Below are 16,639 nucleotides of genomic sequence, written 5' to 3' on the forward strand. Positions count from 1 at the left end.
GTCTCTTTTTTATATTTTTAAGATAACCAATCTAATTTTCTAATCCCGAGCTTATCAACTGGTAAACGGAGTGAGCCATAAAAATGCTTCATAAATTGCTCAGAGCGGTTCACATCGTGTAAAATGGCTTCTAAGCGATCTCTATATATGCTTTTTTGTTCTTCGTTTCCAGTTTGGTAATATCGTTCGACTGTTTCAAAATAGTGAAGTGGGAACAAGAGCCTTGCAAATAATAGGCGCCACCCAAATGAGGATAGCGAATAGTTCCGTTCATAATCTGTAACAAATTGAACGATTGTTTGCTCCCAGTCTTTCTTTTTTTCAATCATCATATAGCGAATCCATTCTGCTATATCTCGAGTTGGATGATCATACACCCAGTCAAAAGGGAGTTTGAGACGCTTCGTTTGATGCCATAATAAAGGTGTGAATCGTTCTTGGCAAATGGTTGCTGCATCCGTTAATTGCGGCGTATCATCCATCTCTGTATCAACAACGTATTGAATGGCATTTTCCGCAACTCCTAAGTAATACGGGAAGGATTCAATAAACAATTGATCGAATACGTCTGTAGGGTGGTTCATCACTTGTGATTGCCAAAACTTTTCTAACTGATCGAGCCTTTTTTCCCATAACGCTTTCCATTCACCAATGCGGCTTAATTGCTCAATTTCTTCTGGAAAGAATGCACCTCGTTTATGGAATATAGAAAGCTCACTCCCTAATGACATAGCATGTCGTTCTAACGCGCGCATACCTTTTAATAAGCAGTAATTTTGTTCTTCTATCTCACTTACATAGTAGCCGTGTATAGTCGGAACGAAAGTCGCTACAGTTATATCCCCTTGCTGGTTCATATAATCACTGAGCTTTTTCATCTCTACAAGTACTTCTTCCTCCATCTCTCCAATTGGAACAAGTACATAAATTTTGTTGCGAATCCAAAAGCTTTTATAGGGGCCAAGGGGGATTAATTCTTTAACATGCATATGATAATGCTCATAAATATGATGAATCATCGCAGTCGCCACCTATGGTTTTTCTTTATATATATGAGCTTGTGCTCGCCTTTCATTCCTATGCACATGATAAAGCAACGAAACGTATACAAATACTAAAAAGAAAAAAAGGTGATAAACATGAAAGAATCAAATCAACTACAAGAAAGAGCATTGCAACTATTACAAGAACGCGGTGTAACAATTGATGATATTGCTGAGCTTGTTCATTTTCTTCAAAAAAAATATCATCCAAATTTAGAGATGTCAGAATGCCGTTATAACGTTGAGCGTGTATTATCAAAACGTGAAGTACAGAATGCACTAATTACTGGTATCGAACTCGATGTCCTTGCTGAAAAAGGAATGTTAAGTGAGCCGTTACAGGATATCGTAAAACGTGATGAAGGCTTATACGGAATTGATGAAGTGATTGCACTTTCTATCGTTAACGTGTACGGTTCTATCGGTTTCACGAACTTTGGATATATCGATAAATTAAAACCTGGTATTTTAGAATACTTAAATGATAAATCAACTGGAAAGGTGCATACATTCCTTGACGATATCGTTGGCGGAATCGCTGCTGCCGCTTCAAGCCGTTTAGCGCACAGAGCTGAGCATTCGGAGTGAAATATGAAAGACCGTCAGTGTTATACTGACGGTCTTTTGTATTCCATGAGCATAAATTCTCTTCCTCGGCTCAAAAAAATAGGGCCTTGCTGAAAACCTATGTTTTTATAAAGCGTAATCGCCCTTGTATTAAATGTCGCTACACTAAGTCGAAACGTTTTCAGCTTAAATTCTTTAACAGCAAAGGCTATCCCAGCTTGAAAAAACATTTTCCCCAGCCCTTTCCCTGTTAACGTCGGCTTCATGCCAAGTCCGATATCAATTACATCTTCTCCACCATATAAATGAGCATCCCTTCCCCCTGGCACTTGTGCATTTTCCCCAAAACAAAAATAGCCAATAAACTCCCCATTATCGTCACAACAGCCATAATACGTCCCATCTAATAATTCCTCTATTACTTCTTTCTCGCCTGAAAAACTATATAAATTATAGGGTTCTTCGTACGTCCACGTATTTATCTCATTTGCTTCTTCTACCGTCAGCTCATGTATTTCCACTTTCTCTTCCCCCTATTATATTTCTACTAACAATATTCGATACTCATCTTATAATTCATCTTTCTCAATATGTTTTTTTAATTTCTCGCTTTATTTTTATGGAAGATTTTTCTTATTATGTTACGATTAAACAGAATTATTTGAAATAAGGTGGTGACAATTTGAATTATTTTTCTTATCTCTCCTTAGAAGAACGTCAAAATTTTTTCTATAAAGAACCTCTTAGTTTTTCAAAAAATATAGAGAAAGAGCAATTAGCGTACGCATTAGGTGCTACACTATATACTCCTGGCACGAAAGAAACGATCGCGGAAGATATAATTAGAAAAAAACATGTGGAAGCTACCTCGATTATTTTTTGTCTAGAAGACTCTATCAGCGATAAGGAAGTAAAGTTTGCAGAGCAAAATATCGTCTTTCAAATACAGCAAATCGCCAACTTGGTCAGTGCTAACATACTAAATCAAGCAGACATCCCCCTTCTTTTTATTAGAGTTCGACAGCCAAGTCAAATGAGGACAATTGTTACTGAATTAGGTAGTGCGGTTCATTGCTTATGTGGTTTTGTCTTTCCAAAATTCACACCCGTTAATGGAAAGTCTTATATCGATCAGCTTGCCTATATAAACAAGCTATATTCATTATCCCTTTATGGAATGCCGATTTTAGAATCACCAGAAATTATGTATAGAGAAACACGTGTAGAATCATTGTTACAAATAAAAGATCTACTAGATTCCTATCGTGATTACATCTTAAATGTACGCATTGGTGCTACTGATTTTTCAAGCATATTTGGTATTCGGCGTAATAAATACACCCCTATCTATCATATTACTGTTGTTCGTGATTGTATTTCCGACATTATTAATATTTTCTCCAGAGCAACAAATGGATATGTTATTTCAGGATGTGTATGGGAATATTTTTCTAATGATTACGAAGAAGGGCTCATTCAAGAGGTATCGCTTGACCATGCAAATGGATTAATCGGAAAGACAGTCATTCACCCATCTCATATTAAAGTTGTACAAGCAATGCACATTGTTACAATGGAAGATTATTTAGACGCAAGGTCAATTTTACAACATGCAAATACGTATAACGGAGTGCTAAAAAGCAGTTTTGCTAACAAAATGAATGAAGTAAAGCCCCATTATAACTGGGCTCGCAAAACCATTTTAAAATCTAATATTTACGGGGTGCTACATGAAAACAAACAATTCACCGATCTCCTTATTACAAACGCAAAACAACACGTATAACGTTTTGAATAATATAAAGGTTCATGTAGAAGTACGTGATAATCCATATAACTTAGAATTAGACAATCTTTTTCAAATGGCTGCGAGAATCAATAAGAAGCGGAGTTTTTTATTTGTAAGTACAATTCTTGGAAAGCATCTTCCTATTAAACCTGCAGTCTCTCTAGCAAGTGGATTTGCTCTCGCTGCAAGATATATGGAAATACTACATAATACTTTTCATCCATTTCAAAAAGAAGTTTTAAATCTTATTTCATTAGAAATTGATAAAATTCCAGAGGAAGTATTTCGTTATCAATATCCCTTACAAGAAGAAGTGTTATTTATCGGATTCGCTGAAACAGCAACAGCACTTGGCCATTCTATGTTTCAATGCTTTCAAAATGCAAAGTATGTACATACAACTAGGGAATCGATACCCAATCTCGAATCTGTCATTACATTTGAGGAAGAACATTCCCATGCAACCTCACACCGTTGTTATGTAGATAAAAGCTTTTTTCAAAACAACAATCCAATTGTTCTCGTAGATGATGAGATGACAACTGGGAAAACCGCACTAAATATTATCAGGTCTATTCAACAGCAATTTCCACGAGAAGAGTATACCATCGCTTCGTTATTAGACTGGCGTTCTAATACTAATAGAAGACAATTTAAACAACTAGAAGAAGAACTTCAAATAAAAATTCATGTTATTTCTTTATTAGAAGGCCGCATTCACACAACTGGCCAGCCATTGAATATTACAAAAACAGATACTCCTATTGAAAAAACAAAACCTTATTTCAAAAAACATACGATTATTTGTCCGGCATTATCCTATACATCAAATTATATAAAATATACTGGACGCTTTGGCATTTCATCATATGAACAAAAGCACATTCATTCTTTTGCTCAAGAAGCAGGAAAAATGTTACAAAGAAAAAGAATTGGAAAACGAACACTCTGCCTCGGAACGGGTGAGTTTATGTATATTCCAATGAAAATTGCTGCTGAAATGGGTGAAAATATTTTATATCAATCTACAACACGAAGCCCTATCCATCCTGTTTCAAATGATGTGAACTACGCCATTCATAATCATTTCTCGTATCCAAATCCCGAAGATTCTACTATTACAAATTACTTTTATAATATTTCACCTCATGATTACGATGAAGTATTTGTGTTTATGGAACGTGATGTAGGAGAAGAAGCCTTATCGCCTCTTCTACAGCAGTTACAAACAGTTATTCCTTGTATTCATATCGTCTCATTTTCAAATAGCATAGAAAAGGAAGGTTGATAATTATGGTAAAGGTAAATTCCCATATTAGTAGTTACGATCCAAATGATGCTATTTTTCTATTAAAAGATATTAGCGATTTAATGAAAGAAAGTTCCACAGAAACGAGAGAACAAGCCATTCAAGCTGGCATACATTATTCTGAAATGTTACCAACGGAATATAAACCATCTAAAGCATATATGGATTTATTCTTTTCTTCCCTGCAACATTACAAACACAAACTAGCTATCGCTGTCGGAGTTGTCGCTGAACAAATTATACAGACTAAGGGAACGAATCTCGTCCTCGTCTCATTAGCGCGTGCTGGTACACCTATTGGTATTCTTATAAAACGCTACATACGCTATCAATATAACCTTGATGTACCTCACTATTGTATTTCTATTATTCGTGGACGCGGCATCGATGAAAATGCACTTCACTATATTTTAGAACATCATCCTAAAGAAACAATTCAATTCATTGATGGCTGGACTGGAAAGGGTGCAATAAAAAAGGAATTGGAACAGGCAGTACATACATTTAACGAGAGAAATAATACACACCTTTCTCATTGTATGGCTGTACTTGCCGATCCCGGTTACTGTACTTCAATTTACGGTACACGCGAAGATTTTCTTATCCCTAGTGCTTGCTTAAATGCGACCGTCTCTGGACTAATTAGCCGCACTGTACTAAATGACACCTATATTGGCCCAAATGATTTTCATGGTGTTAAATATTATAAAGAGCTAGAACAAGAAGATTTATCAAATTTCTTTATCGATGAGATAACAGATTTATTCCCTTCTGTTCATTCTCATATAGATAATCAATTACATTATATTGCTTCAACATACACCGATCCATCTTGGCAAGGATTAAAAGATATACAATCTATCCAAACTCACTTTGAAATTGATGATATTAATCTAATTAAACCAGGAGTCGGTGAAACAACTCGCGTATTACTCCGGAGAATACCGTGGAAAATTTTAATACGAAAGCAAGACACTCCTGATTTAAGGCATATTTTACTTCTCGCTAAAGAAAAGAATGTCCCTGTTGAAATATATGAGAATATGACTTATTCATGTTGCGGACTCATTAAGCCTCTTAGGGGGAATACGATATGATTTTCGCCAGTGATCTTGATCAGACACTTATTTATTCCCGTAAATCATTTCGTGCTCATATAGAAGATAATTCAATTCAGCTCATTGAAACTTTAGATGGAAAAGAAATTTCTTTCATAACACATAAAACCATTTCACTACTAATAAAATTGCAACTGCATTCATATTTTATCCCAGTTACAACAAGAACGATTGAACAATTTCAACGTATTACTTTATTCCAAAATGAAATCATTCCTGAATATGCCATTACAAGTAACGGCGGTAATATCCTTCATAACGGTAAGCAAGATGTTACTTGGAACAAAGAAATAAAAAAAAGAATTTCAGTAGAATGTATAGAGAGGAACGATATACTAAAGGAATTTGAACAAATCGCTCATAAAGATTGGGTTATATCACAAAAAACGGCTGATGATTTATTCCACTATTGCATCATTAAACGAGAGAACATTCCTTATGATGAATTATCATCCTTCACTTCCTGGTTAGACAAACAGGGCTGGAATCATTCACTTCAAGGTAGGAAACTATACTTTGTACCAAAACCAATTAACAAATGGGACGCCGTGCAATATATACAAGAAATACTACAAATGGATACTATTATTACAGCTGGGGATTCTTTACTTGATTTATGCATGCTTGAAAAGGCGAACTATGCCTTCGCACCACTTCATGGTGAATTAGGGGCAACATATAATCATTTACAACCCCATATTGTAAAAACAGATGCAATCGGCATATATGCCGCAGAAGAAATCGTAAGTAAATCACTTCAAATCATTCACAGTTCATCACCTACCTCATAATTGAAATATGCACAATTGCATACGCACGCCCGTGGAACAAATGGTACAATTTATTCGAATCGCTGTTGCTACACTTCTTGATCAAAGAAAAGGCGTTAAAACGGATATTAGCGTCTTATCAAACTCAAGCAATTGGCACATTTTGTCATCTTGAAAGACACTCGAAAGAGTGTCTTTTTTTCTATATCTCACAAGGACTTACTCATTTCAAAGCATAAACACATAAAATAATATAAATCTTTACATGCACGAATCCTTTTCTAAAAGTTGTGAAGTAGACTCAAAATAAAAAAGCACTCTTGGTTAGAGTGCTTTTTACTTTCAAATTAGGAGGTTACATAATATGGATAGTACTCTCGTATTTAACTTCGGCATTGGTATTGTCATCATTTTATTTGTTTTCTTTGTACTTTGTATGAGCGGGGTATAGAAAGACGATTTGAGGCGTCTTTTTATACATACATATGTATTACTTGACTTTCGCAAATGAAGTAACAATAATGGTTACAGATAAACTATTCACATATCCACAAATAGGAGGAAGAACAATGAAACATGTAATCGTTTATGCACACCCGAATACAGAAAGTTTCAACCACGCTATTTTAGAAACGGTAAAAAGTGAATTAGAAGGAAAAGGTCACGAAGTACGCGTTCGCGATCTATACGAGTTAAACTTTAATCCAGTATTAGGCGCTTCCGATTTCATCTCATTCTCTCAAGGCAACATACCAGAAGATATTAAAGAAGAGCAAGAGCATATCTCTTGGGCTGATAGCATTACATTCATTTACCCAGTTTGGTGGGCGGGACTTCCTGCTATTTTAAAAGGATACGTTGACCGTGTATTTAGCCACGGCTTCGCTTATGCTTACGGTGAAAATGGCATCGAGAAGTTATTAAGCGGTAAAAAAGGCTTATTATTATCTACAATGGGAAATACGAAAGAGGCATACACAGCAGGCGGTATGTTTGAAGCAATGAAAAAAACAGCTGATGTTGGTATCTTTGAATTTACAGGCATTGAAACAATTGAGCATACATTCTATACAAGTGTCCCTTCTGTGGATGATAGTGTGCGTAAACAATATCTTGAAGAGGTTAAAGATGTTGTGAATCGTGCATTTTAATAAAAAAACTCCGGCTTTAACAACCGGAGTTTTTTATTTCATCATTAATTTCGGAATATATCTTTGAAGAATGCTTTCTAATTCATTCATATCTTCCTGTCTAATAAGTAAATTCACATTGTCATTCATTTTTTCTCGACCGCGATATAAAAATATATTTTCTTTTGGATTTTCCCATGTTGATGTTTTATAGCCTTTTAATTCTTCGTATGAATAAAAGTTTAATCCGTCTACTACACCTTTTTCATATATTTGTACACTTTTAATAAGATGGATGGCTATTAAAGTCATAAAACAACTTGCTACAGCATGAATACCTAGCTGAATGAGAAACTGTTCAACTGTATGAATATCGCCACTTACGTACCGAGCATATATATACATACATTGTCCAATGAAATATGCTGGTCCAAGTAATGCAATCCAACGTCTTTTCACCCGAGGATACATTGCAATCAGTTTTCCTGCGCTTTTTTTCATTTCATTTATTTTATATATTTTCCATAGAACAAAAAACAAAACACATAATGTAAAAACAAACATAATACATGACATCCAGTACATTCTTATTCTCCCCCCTTACATCATTACATACAAATTTTACATTTTATATAACAATAGCGCATATGCAATTATGCATAAAAAAACAGGTAACCTATTCCGGTTACCTGCATTTCATTACATCTTCGCAATCCACTCCGTCAAGTTATGCACAACTTGCGTCGGTTGAACTTCGTATTCTGTTAACTTCTCCACAGTTGTTACTCCAGTGTGGACAAGAAGCGTATGCATACCAGCATTTATTCCTGCTAAAATATCTGTATCGTAGTTATCCCCAACCATTAATGCTTCATTCTTTTCTATGCCAAGCACTTTCAAAGCTTGTTCCATAATGATTGATTCTGGTTTTCCGATAAAGATTGGCTCCACACCTGTTGATACTGCTACAACTGATGTTAATGAACCGTTACCTGGTAATAACCCGCGCTCAGTCGGAATGGCAATGTCTCCATTTGTAGAAATAAACGTTGCGCCGTTACGCACAGCAAGACAAGCTTTTGCTAATTTTTCATATGTGATGTCACGATCTAAACCAACAACAACGAAATCAGGATTTTCATCCACAAGTTCAAATCCTTTTTCCACAAGCGCATCATGTAAGCCTTCTTCACCAATCATATATACAGTTGCGTCTTGTTTACGTTCGTAAATGAAGTTTGCTGTTGCCATACTCGTTGTGAATACTTGCTCTGCTTTCGCTGGAATATCGAAACGAACAAGTTTCTCTGCCACTTGTTCTGGTTTACGAGTTGAGTTATTCGTAACGAATAAATATGGAATACCGCGCTCTCCTAACGCTTTGACGAAGTCGCTCGCTTCTTCAATTTGTTCTTCTCCGCGATACATTGTACCGTCTAAGTCAATTAAGTAACCTTTATACATCGATTATGTCTCTCCTTCTATGCTAACGTTCTCACCTTATCATACCACTCTTATATTACCCGCTTTTCCAAAAGAAAAAAACGCTTTACCTTAAAGCGCCCCATAACGTTCATTTTTTCTCTTTTATTTGGTAAGAACAACTACAATCGCCCTCGCACATGTTTGCTAGCGTTTTCACATCTGCGTTCGCAAATAAACGATTATACATCTCTTTTTCATCTTCACACACTTGCGGGAATCTCTCAGCGATTTCCTTTAACGGACAGTTTTGTTTTTCAATTATGAAAGAGTTCTCTCCATCTCTCTTAATTTGAACCATATAACCATTTTTCTCTTGCATAGCTGCTATCTCTTGCACTTTATATGCTAAATTCTTTTGATTACTCACGCGCTTTTGTAACTGTTCTTCCATACGCTTCGTTCTTTCTTTTAAAACGTAACGAAGTATTTTTTCATCGCCCATTCGCGCTAAATCTTCTAGCATATCAATCGCAAATTGCTTATACTCTTTCGGGAATGTATCTTCTCCCTTTTCACTTAATCCATACAAATAAGTTGGTCTTCCGACATGTTGCCTTACCATCTTGGAATAGATGAAACCATCTTTCTCAAGATTACTTAAATGTCTTCGAATTGCCATTTCTGTAATCTCTAAAATTTCAGCTAGTTCCGCTACCGTGTGCTCTCCTTTTACTTTCAACAACTGTACAATTTCATCTTTCGTCGTACGTGCTTCCCCCATGTTTCACCCTTCTCCCTCACATACAATATAAGACCCCCAAAAGGCATTCTTTGGGGATCTTATAAGCATAATTATTCTGGTACAAATGCAGATACAGGCCCTAATTCCTTCTCTAAATAACTGCGAATATTTGCTGGGTATTTTTCTACCACTGCAATATGTTTTTGAATCGTCTTATATAATTCATCATGATTCATTTGAATATAATCTTGCGTAAGCATTTTTCGAAGAAGGATAATTTCTTTCATTCCTTGTCCATCTTCTGCACTTATCACTCGCTCGTCCATTAAAATATCAATAATATCTTCATAGCTTCCTGGATCGCGCATAATAAATCCATCGATCATCGCATTCCCTACATCTAATACAGAATCAATCATTAGATGAGCTATGCGTTCTAATGCGTAAAATTCAAACTCGGTTTCATATATCTTTTTCTCTTGAAATGTACTTGTTGCTCGTTCTAAACATACTAGCATTTGTTCTATTTTCTTTCTGTCTACAAAATACATGAATGTCACCTACCTGGAAATTAAAGCATTTACATTTTAATTGTAACGCTTTCTTCTGAAAAAATCGACAATTTTTCGAATTCACCTTTTCTCCGTTATTTGTTATAGTTATATTTGTATGATTTTTGAAATTGGAGGAATGGAATCTTGGAACGTGAACTCGCACTAGAAATTGTCCGTGTAACAGAAGCAGCAGCATTAGCATCCGCACAGTGGATGGGCCGCGGAAAGAAGAATGAAGCAGATGATGCAGCAACTACAGCAATGCGTGATATGTTCGATTCAGTAAACATGGCAGGTACAGTTGTAATTGGTGAAGGAGAACTTGATGAAGCACCAATGTTATATATTGGTGAAGAACTAGGAACAGGTAACGGTCCAGAAGTAGATATCGCCGTTGATCCATTAGAAGGTACAAACATCGTTGCAAAAGGTCTTGCAAATGCAATGGCAGTTATCGCAATCGCAGATAAAGGAAACCTTCTTCATGCTCCTGATATGTACATGGAAAAAATCGCGGTTGGTCCAAAAGCAGCTGGTAAAATTAGCTTAGATGATCCAATTGAAAAAACAATTGAAATTGTAGCAGAAGCTAACAATAAAAAGATTCGCGATCTAACAGTTATCGTTCAAGAACGTGAACGTCATCAAGATATTATTGATCGTGTTCGTGCAAAAGGTGCACGTGTAAAACTATTTGGTGACGGTGATGTTGGTGCGTCAATCGCAACAGCACTACCTGGAACAGGTATCGACTTATTCGTAGGTATCGGCGGAGCTCCAGAAGGTGTTATTTCTGCAGCAGCATTAAAATGTCTTGAAGGTGAAATGCAAGCTCGCTTAGTTCCAATGAACGAAGAAGAAGAAGCTCGTTGTCGTGAAATGGGACTAGAAGACCCTCGTCAACTTCTAATGCTAGAAGACTTAGTATCTGGTGATGATGCAATCTTCTCAGCAACTGGTGTATCTGCTGGTGAGTTATTAGACGGAGTGAAATTCCTAGGCGGAGATTTAGCTGAAACATACTCTATCGTAATGCGTTACAAAACAAGAACAGTACGATTCATTAAAACGCATCACCATTTAGATCATAAGCCACACTTAAACTTAGATATTTAATAAAAGGAGCCATGTGTATGGAAGAACGTTTCTTTCTGTACGACGACACTGTCGCTACAAAAACTCGTTTCGTTAGCTTTATGGGAGAAAATGAGCGTCATGATTTAGCGCTATTATACTCCGATCGTCATTACGGTAAAACAATTGTCCTTGATATGCAGCGTAATAAATTCGCAATCATCGGCGCTGACGATTTAAACGAACCAGGCTACTTAGAGCACGCATTTTCTATGACTGAAGAAATTGCAGAAGAACTACGCTCATTTTTATTTGAACTTATATAATTTATCTTAGGCACCAGCTTTTTAGCTGGTGTTTTTTCGCTTTAAGTATTTTGAATTTTCAAATCTTCATGTTATAATGAAGAATAAATCTATTTGGATAGAAAGGACGTTATCTACGTATGCCAACATTTACTTTGTAATGGACCAGCAATTGGATAGCATTACTCTCAAAAAAGCACCACGCTTTTTCAAGGGAGTAGTCTGCCCATTCCCATTACAAAGGAGCGTAACGCATCTGTAGTATGATGTTTACGGAGGTTCCTCTTTGGGGAACCTCCTTTTATTTTTATCTATTTCTCCTGTCTTCATACTACAAGACATCCAAATAGCTGTATTACGTTCCTTTACCACTACTATAAGAGGTGAAGGAAAATGCAGAAAGTACAACTTTCTTGGAGTTTATATGAAAACGAGCAAAACACAATCGAAAAGTATTGTAAAAATTGCAGACGCACTACCCTATTTACCGACACAAATGTTCGTAGGCATAACGCCAACGGAAAAAACATATATCGCTTTGCTATTTATAAATGTCCGAAAGATCATACGTGGAATCAAAAACTTCGGATTTATAAATCATTTACTGACCACGTTGAAACAGTTGATATGACGCAGCAAGATCAAACGGAAACAACTACTACTATTTCCATTACACAGCATAAAGAAAGTGGCATAGCTGAAATTACGATTGTATTAGACCTCGTTTTCGGTTCCCACCGGATGGATAAAGCTTTATCCACATATATTTCAGATTGGAGCCGTACACTCATTGTGGATAAAATTAAAAACGGAGATATTCAATTGAACGGACAACAAATGAAACCAAATACAATACTTTCTGAAGGCGATTATATATCAATTTGTTTATAAGCGAGAATATGCAAAAAATCCTCTTACAATCGTAAGAGGATTTTTTTATTTCTTCACTTTTCGTAATACGAAGTGTGCACAACCGAAGTTACAGTACTCGTATAAATACTCCGTTAACGTACTAATTTTCGTATCATATGTCGCACGCTGGTTACTATCATCAAAGAAGCCGCGCAATCTAAGTTGCTCATATCCCCAGTCCCCAACGATGTAATCATATTTATTTAAAATTTCTGCATAGCGCTCTTTAAATGCTTCTTCACTAAAACCGTCACGAAAGTTTTTAATTACTTCGTACTGCACATTATTAATGCTCACCGTAGCATGAATCTCTTGCTTTTGCTCCATCATTAACTTCCTCTCTAAGCATTCTTCTTTTTATCGTATCACAAAGCATACCAACCAACAATTTCAAATACAAAAAATTGAAAATTAGTGCATGCTATGGAGAAGGAGGTGATACATCGTGAAAAAACAAATTATCCTTTCTCTTCTCACTCTTTCCTTATTTGCAGGCTGCCAATCAACGAATAAAGCCGAAATGGAACGTGAAGAAGGAAGTCGTGTTCTTGTTTCCAATAAAAACGACATGTATCATACGGAAAATACAAATACACGGCTTACAAGAGTCGGCTATTCATCTAAACAAAAGCATGAAGTATCTAACAAACAAGTAGGAGCCATTAACCGTGAGAAAGTCGCTGAAATGATTACAAGTATGACAGTCAAACTTCCTGACGTTACAAACGCTGCTACACTCGTTACCGATGATGAAGTATTTGTTGTATACCGTGCAAACACAACAGATCCAAAACTCGTAGCGGATCAAGTATATAGAGCTGCTTTGTCCATCGTCCCTCGCTATTATAAAGCATATGTATCAACAGACCAAAAGTTGATTTCTCAAATTCAAGGCCTTCAATCTGGTGCCTTAAATGATACAGAATATACACAGAGCCTCGATATGTTAAAACGTGAAATGAGTAAAAATCCTCATTTGAACAATACGGGGGATCAGACTTTGAATGATATGATTAAAAAATAAAGAAGGTGGAGAAAACCTCCATCTTCTTTATTTTTTTACTATTTCTTACGATTTGCGTAAACCTCCATCGCATCACACATAAACTGAGCTAATCCTTCACCAAATTTATCGATATTTTTCGTAAAGCGCTCATCAGCGACGTACATTTGACCAAGTCCTTTAAAAGCATCTAATGAATATTCACCGAATTTTTGCAAGTAATTGTACCATACTCCAATTGCTTCTTGTGCCTCTTTAGAATCTGGTGCACCATGTCTAAGCGCCGCTAAATTTCTGTAAATCGTATTAAACTCTTCTTGATTATCTTTTGACATACCTTTCGCATATTCATTCGCTTTATCTACAGCTGCGTCTCCCCATCTTTCACGCGCTTCTTCTTCGTACGGATTATGGCTGAAATCGAAGCCTTCAAATTTCTCTTTATTCGTCATTTCAATCTCTCCTTTTGTATGCTGAATTGTCTTATCAATCGTCGCAATCACTTTATCTAACCGAGCACGCTTTTCAAGAAGCATTTTTTTATGAAGCTGCAGTGCCTCTTTCCGGTCAAATGATGGACTCATGATAATGTCTTTAATTTTCTTCAAAGGGAAGCCTAGTTCTTTAAAAAATAAAATTTGCTGCAATGTCTCTAAATTTTCATTGGAATACAAACGATATCCAGACTCTGTCGTCTCGTCTGGGGTTAACAACCCAATTTCATCGTAATGATGCAGTGTGCGCACACTAATTCCAACTAAATTAGCTACTTCTTTTACCTTCATTGTCATGTGTATCTCCCCCTTAATACATACGATAAAGTATGACGCAACGTTAGAGTCAATAAGTAAATTCATTTTATCTTAAAAAGTTTCATCTCTCCTATATTTCATGCATAATAGATATGTACATATATTAGAAAGCGGTGAAAGTATGGTTTCAAATACTGTAATTGCCAGCATCATCTTTCAACTCATTGTCTCGATTCTGGTCCCAATTATTGTACTCGTTTATTTCCGTAAAAAATATAATATAAATTGGAAAGTGGTCGGCGTTGGTGTTCTTATCTTTATCGGATTTACCCAAATTCTCGAAACACCATTCCACCTATTTATGCGCGGTAATCCAGCAATCGCTCCAATTTTAGAAAATCCATTTGTCTTCGCACTCTATGGCGGACTCACTGCTGGTATTTTTGAAGAATTAGGACGCTTCGTTGCCTTCTTCTTCCTACTAAAAAAATATCAAGAATATAAAGATGGCTTTGCTTACGGAATAGGTCACGGCGGGATAGAATCCATTTTAGTTGGCGGATTCTCTGCATTCCAAGCACTTATATTTGCGAATTCAATTAACAACGGTAGCTTCGCCCAGATGGTCGAAAAAATGCCGGAACTAAGTCGCCTACAGGACATGTTAATCCAGCAACCAGCCTACTTATACTTCCTTGGTAGCCTAGAAAGAATTATGGCACTCGTGCTGCAAATCGCCTTTACAATGCTTGTTTTATACGCAGTAAAACAGAAGAAGTATATCTTCCTTGTGTACGCTATACTATTCCACGCACTTGTAGACTTCTTCGCGGCACTTTACCAAACGAAAACAATTAACATCTTTGTTGCAGAAGGAATCACCCTTCTCTTCACAATTGGTGCTATCATTCTTATTCGTAAAATGAAAGAGAAATTAATGAGTGTGCCGGAATAAAAAATAACCCGCCAATTGGTGGGTTATTTTTTATATGGATTATCATAGTGATGATAACTTTTGCCACTTTGCAGCTCCTTCTTTGTTTCTGCATCTATAACGATGTACTTGTGTAACTCTTCTACTTCATTTTGAGAAAAGGAAGCGAAAAAATAAACTTGGCGATCAGGGTGGACAAAAGAACCGTCCATCGTCATTTTACTGTGGCAGTCAGCATTTGTTTTTTGTCTAAAAATAAACTCCTCATCAGCCACTTCTTTAAATGAAATTTTTTTACGAACACTATACGCTGCATTATTGTATTCTTTATACATTTTCTTATCTAACTGTTCGTAAAACACATCTTCGCTCACAAATGGCTTATTTCGATTACTTGGATAATCTAACTTTTGATTGGATTGTGCATATGTTGTGGACATTTGCGTCAGAAAACACATCATGAATACGATACATATCATTTTTTTCATACTGGCACCTCAATTTTCATTATCCACATTACTTTTCCACATATATAAATCACTATGCACTTTCCAATAAAAAGGGATTTTTTTCGCATTTGTCGAAGTATATAGCGTCAACTTGAAAGATGGGGATGAATTATGAAGAAAATTATTGTCATACGACATTGTTCAGCAACTGGCCAAGAACGTGATGCCGAATTAACGACCGATGGAAAAAAACAAGCAAACAGCCTTGCTACATTCCTCTTAGAAAACCAACTACAAATAGATCATATTATTTCAAGCCCATTTGTGCGAGCTATCGATTCTATTCGGCCCTATGCAATCCAAGCTAATTTGTCTATCCAAGAAGATGAACGATTAGCTGAACGCATATTAAGCGACGTTCCAATGGACGATTGGATGCAAAAACTAGAATCTACTTTTATAAATATAGATATTGCCTTTTCAGGCGGAGAGTCAACAAAACAAGCAACGGACCGTGCTATATCGCTTATCGAAGACGTTTTAAAATTAAACCATACTACAACATTACTCGTTACACATGGAAACTTACTTACGCTCATTTTAAAGCACTTTGATCATACGATTGGCTTTCATGAATGGAAAGCTTTAACCAATCCTGATATGTACGAAATTACAATTGATGAACAATGTAGCCTAAAACGATTATGGAAAGCACCGTCCAAGTAATATCTCTTTCCAACACATTCAGTTGACGCCACGAGAA

General features: G+C 36.2%; 21 protein-coding genes. 12 read left to right on the forward strand and 9 right to left on the reverse strand.

Going from position 1 to position 16,639, the window contains the following annotated elements:
* Positions 1–17: 17 nt before the first annotated feature.
* Complete coding sequence (gene yutH, locus ACTFRS_RS20835) at positions 18–1,019, reverse strand: spore coat putative kinase YutH (RefSeq protein WP_016718817.1); 1,002 nt, start codon at positions 1,017–1,019, stop codon at positions 18–20.
* Positions 1,020–1,139: 120 nt separating this feature from the next.
* On the opposite strand from yutH, the gene ACTFRS_RS20840 reads away from it, so the two are divergent.
* On the forward strand, positions 1,140–1,631 hold the full coding sequence (locus ACTFRS_RS20840; protein WP_000665103.1) for a phosphatidylglycerophosphatase A family protein: 492 nt from the start codon (positions 1,140–1,142) through the stop codon (positions 1,629–1,631).
* A 20-nt stretch (positions 1,632–1,651) separates the two neighbouring features.
* On the opposite strand, the gene ACTFRS_RS20845 is transcribed toward ACTFRS_RS20840, so the two are convergent.
* On the reverse strand, positions 1,652–2,131 hold the full coding sequence (locus tag ACTFRS_RS20845) for a GNAT family N-acetyltransferase (protein WP_439195662.1): 480 nt from the start codon (positions 2,129–2,131) through the stop codon (positions 1,652–1,654).
* A gap of 161 nt (positions 2,132–2,292) precedes the next feature.
* On the opposite strand from ACTFRS_RS20845, the gene ACTFRS_RS20850 reads away from it, so the two are divergent.
* The 5 genes from ACTFRS_RS20850 to ACTFRS_RS20870 all read left to right on the forward strand — a co-directional run bounded on the left by ACTFRS_RS20850 (position 2,293) and on the right by ACTFRS_RS20870 (position 7,747).
* Complete coding sequence (locus ACTFRS_RS20850) at positions 2,293–3,396, forward strand: HpcH/HpaI aldolase/citrate lyase family protein (protein ID WP_139868197.1); 1,104 nt, start codon at positions 2,293–2,295, stop codon at positions 3,394–3,396.
* Positions 3,341–4,687, forward strand: coding sequence for a phosphoribosyltransferase family protein (locus tag ACTFRS_RS20855; RefSeq protein WP_139868199.1), 1,347 nt, complete (start codon positions 3,341–3,343; stop codon positions 4,685–4,687). The genes ACTFRS_RS20850 and ACTFRS_RS20855 overlap by 56 nt, the downstream gene beginning before the upstream one ends.
* Positions 4,688–4,692: 5 nt before the next feature.
* Positions 4,693–5,805, forward strand: coding sequence for a cysteine protease StiP family protein (locus ACTFRS_RS20860; protein WP_242294396.1), 1,113 nt, complete (start codon positions 4,693–4,695; stop codon positions 5,803–5,805).
* Entirely contained in the window at positions 5,802–6,617 is an 816-nt protein-coding gene (locus ACTFRS_RS20865; protein ID WP_139868203.1) for an HAD family hydrolase, read from the forward strand. Before ACTFRS_RS20860 ends, ACTFRS_RS20865 begins: the two co-directional genes overlap by 4 nt.
* A gap of 548 nt (positions 6,618–7,165) precedes the next feature.
* Positions 7,166–7,747 carry an NAD(P)H-dependent oxidoreductase gene (locus tag ACTFRS_RS20870; protein ID WP_431085342.1) on the forward strand — a complete coding sequence of 194 codons (582 nt, stop codon included), beginning with the start codon at positions 7,166–7,168 and terminating at the stop codon, positions 7,745–7,747.
* Positions 7,748–7,780: 33 nt separating this feature from the next.
* On the opposite strand, the gene ACTFRS_RS20875 is transcribed toward ACTFRS_RS20870, so the two are convergent.
* The 4 genes from ACTFRS_RS20875 to ACTFRS_RS20890 all read right to left on the reverse strand — a co-directional run bounded on the left by ACTFRS_RS20875 (position 7,781) and on the right by ACTFRS_RS20890 (position 10,444).
* Entirely contained in the window at positions 7,781–8,311 is a 531-nt protein-coding gene (locus tag ACTFRS_RS20875) for an iron ABC transporter substrate-binding protein (RefSeq protein WP_440025099.1), read from the reverse strand.
* 114 nt (positions 8,312–8,425) lie between these two features.
* A complete protein-coding gene (locus ACTFRS_RS20880; RefSeq protein ID WP_431085341.1) occupies positions 8,426–9,190 on the reverse strand; it encodes a TIGR01457 family HAD-type hydrolase in 765 nt (254 codons plus the stop codon).
* Positions 9,191–9,299: 109 nt separating this feature from the next.
* On the reverse strand, positions 9,300–9,932 hold the full coding sequence (locus ACTFRS_RS20885) for a helix-turn-helix transcriptional regulator (protein WP_242294399.1): 633 nt from the start codon (positions 9,930–9,932) through the stop codon (positions 9,300–9,302).
* Positions 9,933–10,003: 71 nt separating this feature from the next.
* Positions 10,004–10,444: a DUF86 domain-containing protein gene (locus ACTFRS_RS20890; protein WP_000274012.1), complete on the reverse strand. Its 441-nt coding sequence runs from the start codon at positions 10,442–10,444 to the stop codon at positions 10,004–10,006.
* Between the two features lie 147 nt (positions 10,445–10,591).
* On the opposite strand from ACTFRS_RS20890, the gene glpX reads away from it, so the two are divergent.
* The 3 genes from glpX (at position 10,592) to ACTFRS_RS20905 (ending at position 12,717) form a co-directional block, all read left to right on the forward strand.
* Positions 10,592–11,563: a class II fructose-bisphosphatase gene (glpX, locus tag ACTFRS_RS20895; protein ID WP_000439091.1), complete on the forward strand. Its 972-nt coding sequence runs from the start codon at positions 10,592–10,594 to the stop codon at positions 11,561–11,563.
* A 17-nt stretch (positions 11,564–11,580) separates the two neighbouring features.
* Entirely contained in the window at positions 11,581–11,847 is a 267-nt protein-coding gene (locus ACTFRS_RS20900) for a DUF3055 domain-containing protein (protein WP_000392606.1), read from the forward strand.
* Between the two features lie 372 nt (positions 11,848–12,219).
* Positions 12,220–12,717 (forward strand): cytoplasmic protein, encoded by a 498-nt coding sequence (locus tag ACTFRS_RS20905; protein ID WP_431085339.1) that lies wholly within the window; start codon positions 12,220–12,222, stop codon positions 12,715–12,717.
* Between the two features lie 45 nt (positions 12,718–12,762).
* Here ACTFRS_RS20905 and ACTFRS_RS20910 read toward each other — a convergent pair whose 3' ends face one another.
* Entirely contained in the window at positions 12,763–13,065 is a 303-nt protein-coding gene (locus ACTFRS_RS20910) for a YutD family protein (RefSeq protein WP_000435943.1), read from the reverse strand.
* Positions 13,066–13,183: 118 nt separating this feature from the next.
* Here ACTFRS_RS20910 and ACTFRS_RS20915 point away from each other — a divergent pair, with 118 nt between their 5' ends.
* Positions 13,184–13,762 carry a YhcN/YlaJ family sporulation lipoprotein gene (locus ACTFRS_RS20915; protein WP_000744038.1) on the forward strand — a complete coding sequence of 193 codons (579 nt, stop codon included), beginning with the start codon at positions 13,184–13,186 and terminating at the stop codon, positions 13,760–13,762.
* A gap of 38 nt (positions 13,763–13,800) precedes the next feature.
* On the opposite strand, the gene ACTFRS_RS20920 is transcribed toward ACTFRS_RS20915, so the two are convergent.
* A complete protein-coding gene (locus ACTFRS_RS20920) occupies positions 13,801–14,532 on the reverse strand; it encodes a MerR family transcriptional regulator (RefSeq protein WP_242294771.1) in 732 nt (243 codons plus the stop codon).
* Positions 14,533–14,632: 100 nt separating this feature from the next.
* On the opposite strand from ACTFRS_RS20920, the gene ACTFRS_RS20925 reads away from it, so the two are divergent.
* The gene (locus tag ACTFRS_RS20925) at positions 14,633–15,448 is read left to right on the forward strand and encodes a YhfC family intramembrane metalloprotease (protein ID WP_011040809.1); all 816 of its coding nucleotides are present in this window, start codon (positions 14,633–14,635) and stop codon (positions 15,446–15,448) included.
* A gap of 23 nt (positions 15,449–15,471) precedes the next feature.
* On the opposite strand, the gene ACTFRS_RS20930 is transcribed toward ACTFRS_RS20925, so the two are convergent.
* A complete protein-coding gene (locus ACTFRS_RS20930) occupies positions 15,472–15,915 on the reverse strand; it encodes a hypothetical protein (protein WP_139868217.1) in 444 nt (147 codons plus the stop codon).
* 132 nt (positions 15,916–16,047) lie between these two features.
* On the opposite strand from ACTFRS_RS20930, the gene ACTFRS_RS20935 reads away from it, so the two are divergent.
* Complete coding sequence (locus ACTFRS_RS20935) at positions 16,048–16,602, forward strand: histidine phosphatase family protein (protein ID WP_431085338.1); 555 nt, start codon at positions 16,048–16,050, stop codon at positions 16,600–16,602.
* The last annotated feature ends 37 nt before the right edge of the window (positions 16,603–16,639 follow it).

The organism is Bacillus cereus group sp. MYBK139-1, from assembly GCF_051916915.1.
GTDB lineage: Bacteria > Bacillota > Bacilli > Bacillales > Bacillaceae_G > Bacillus_A > Bacillus_A pacificus.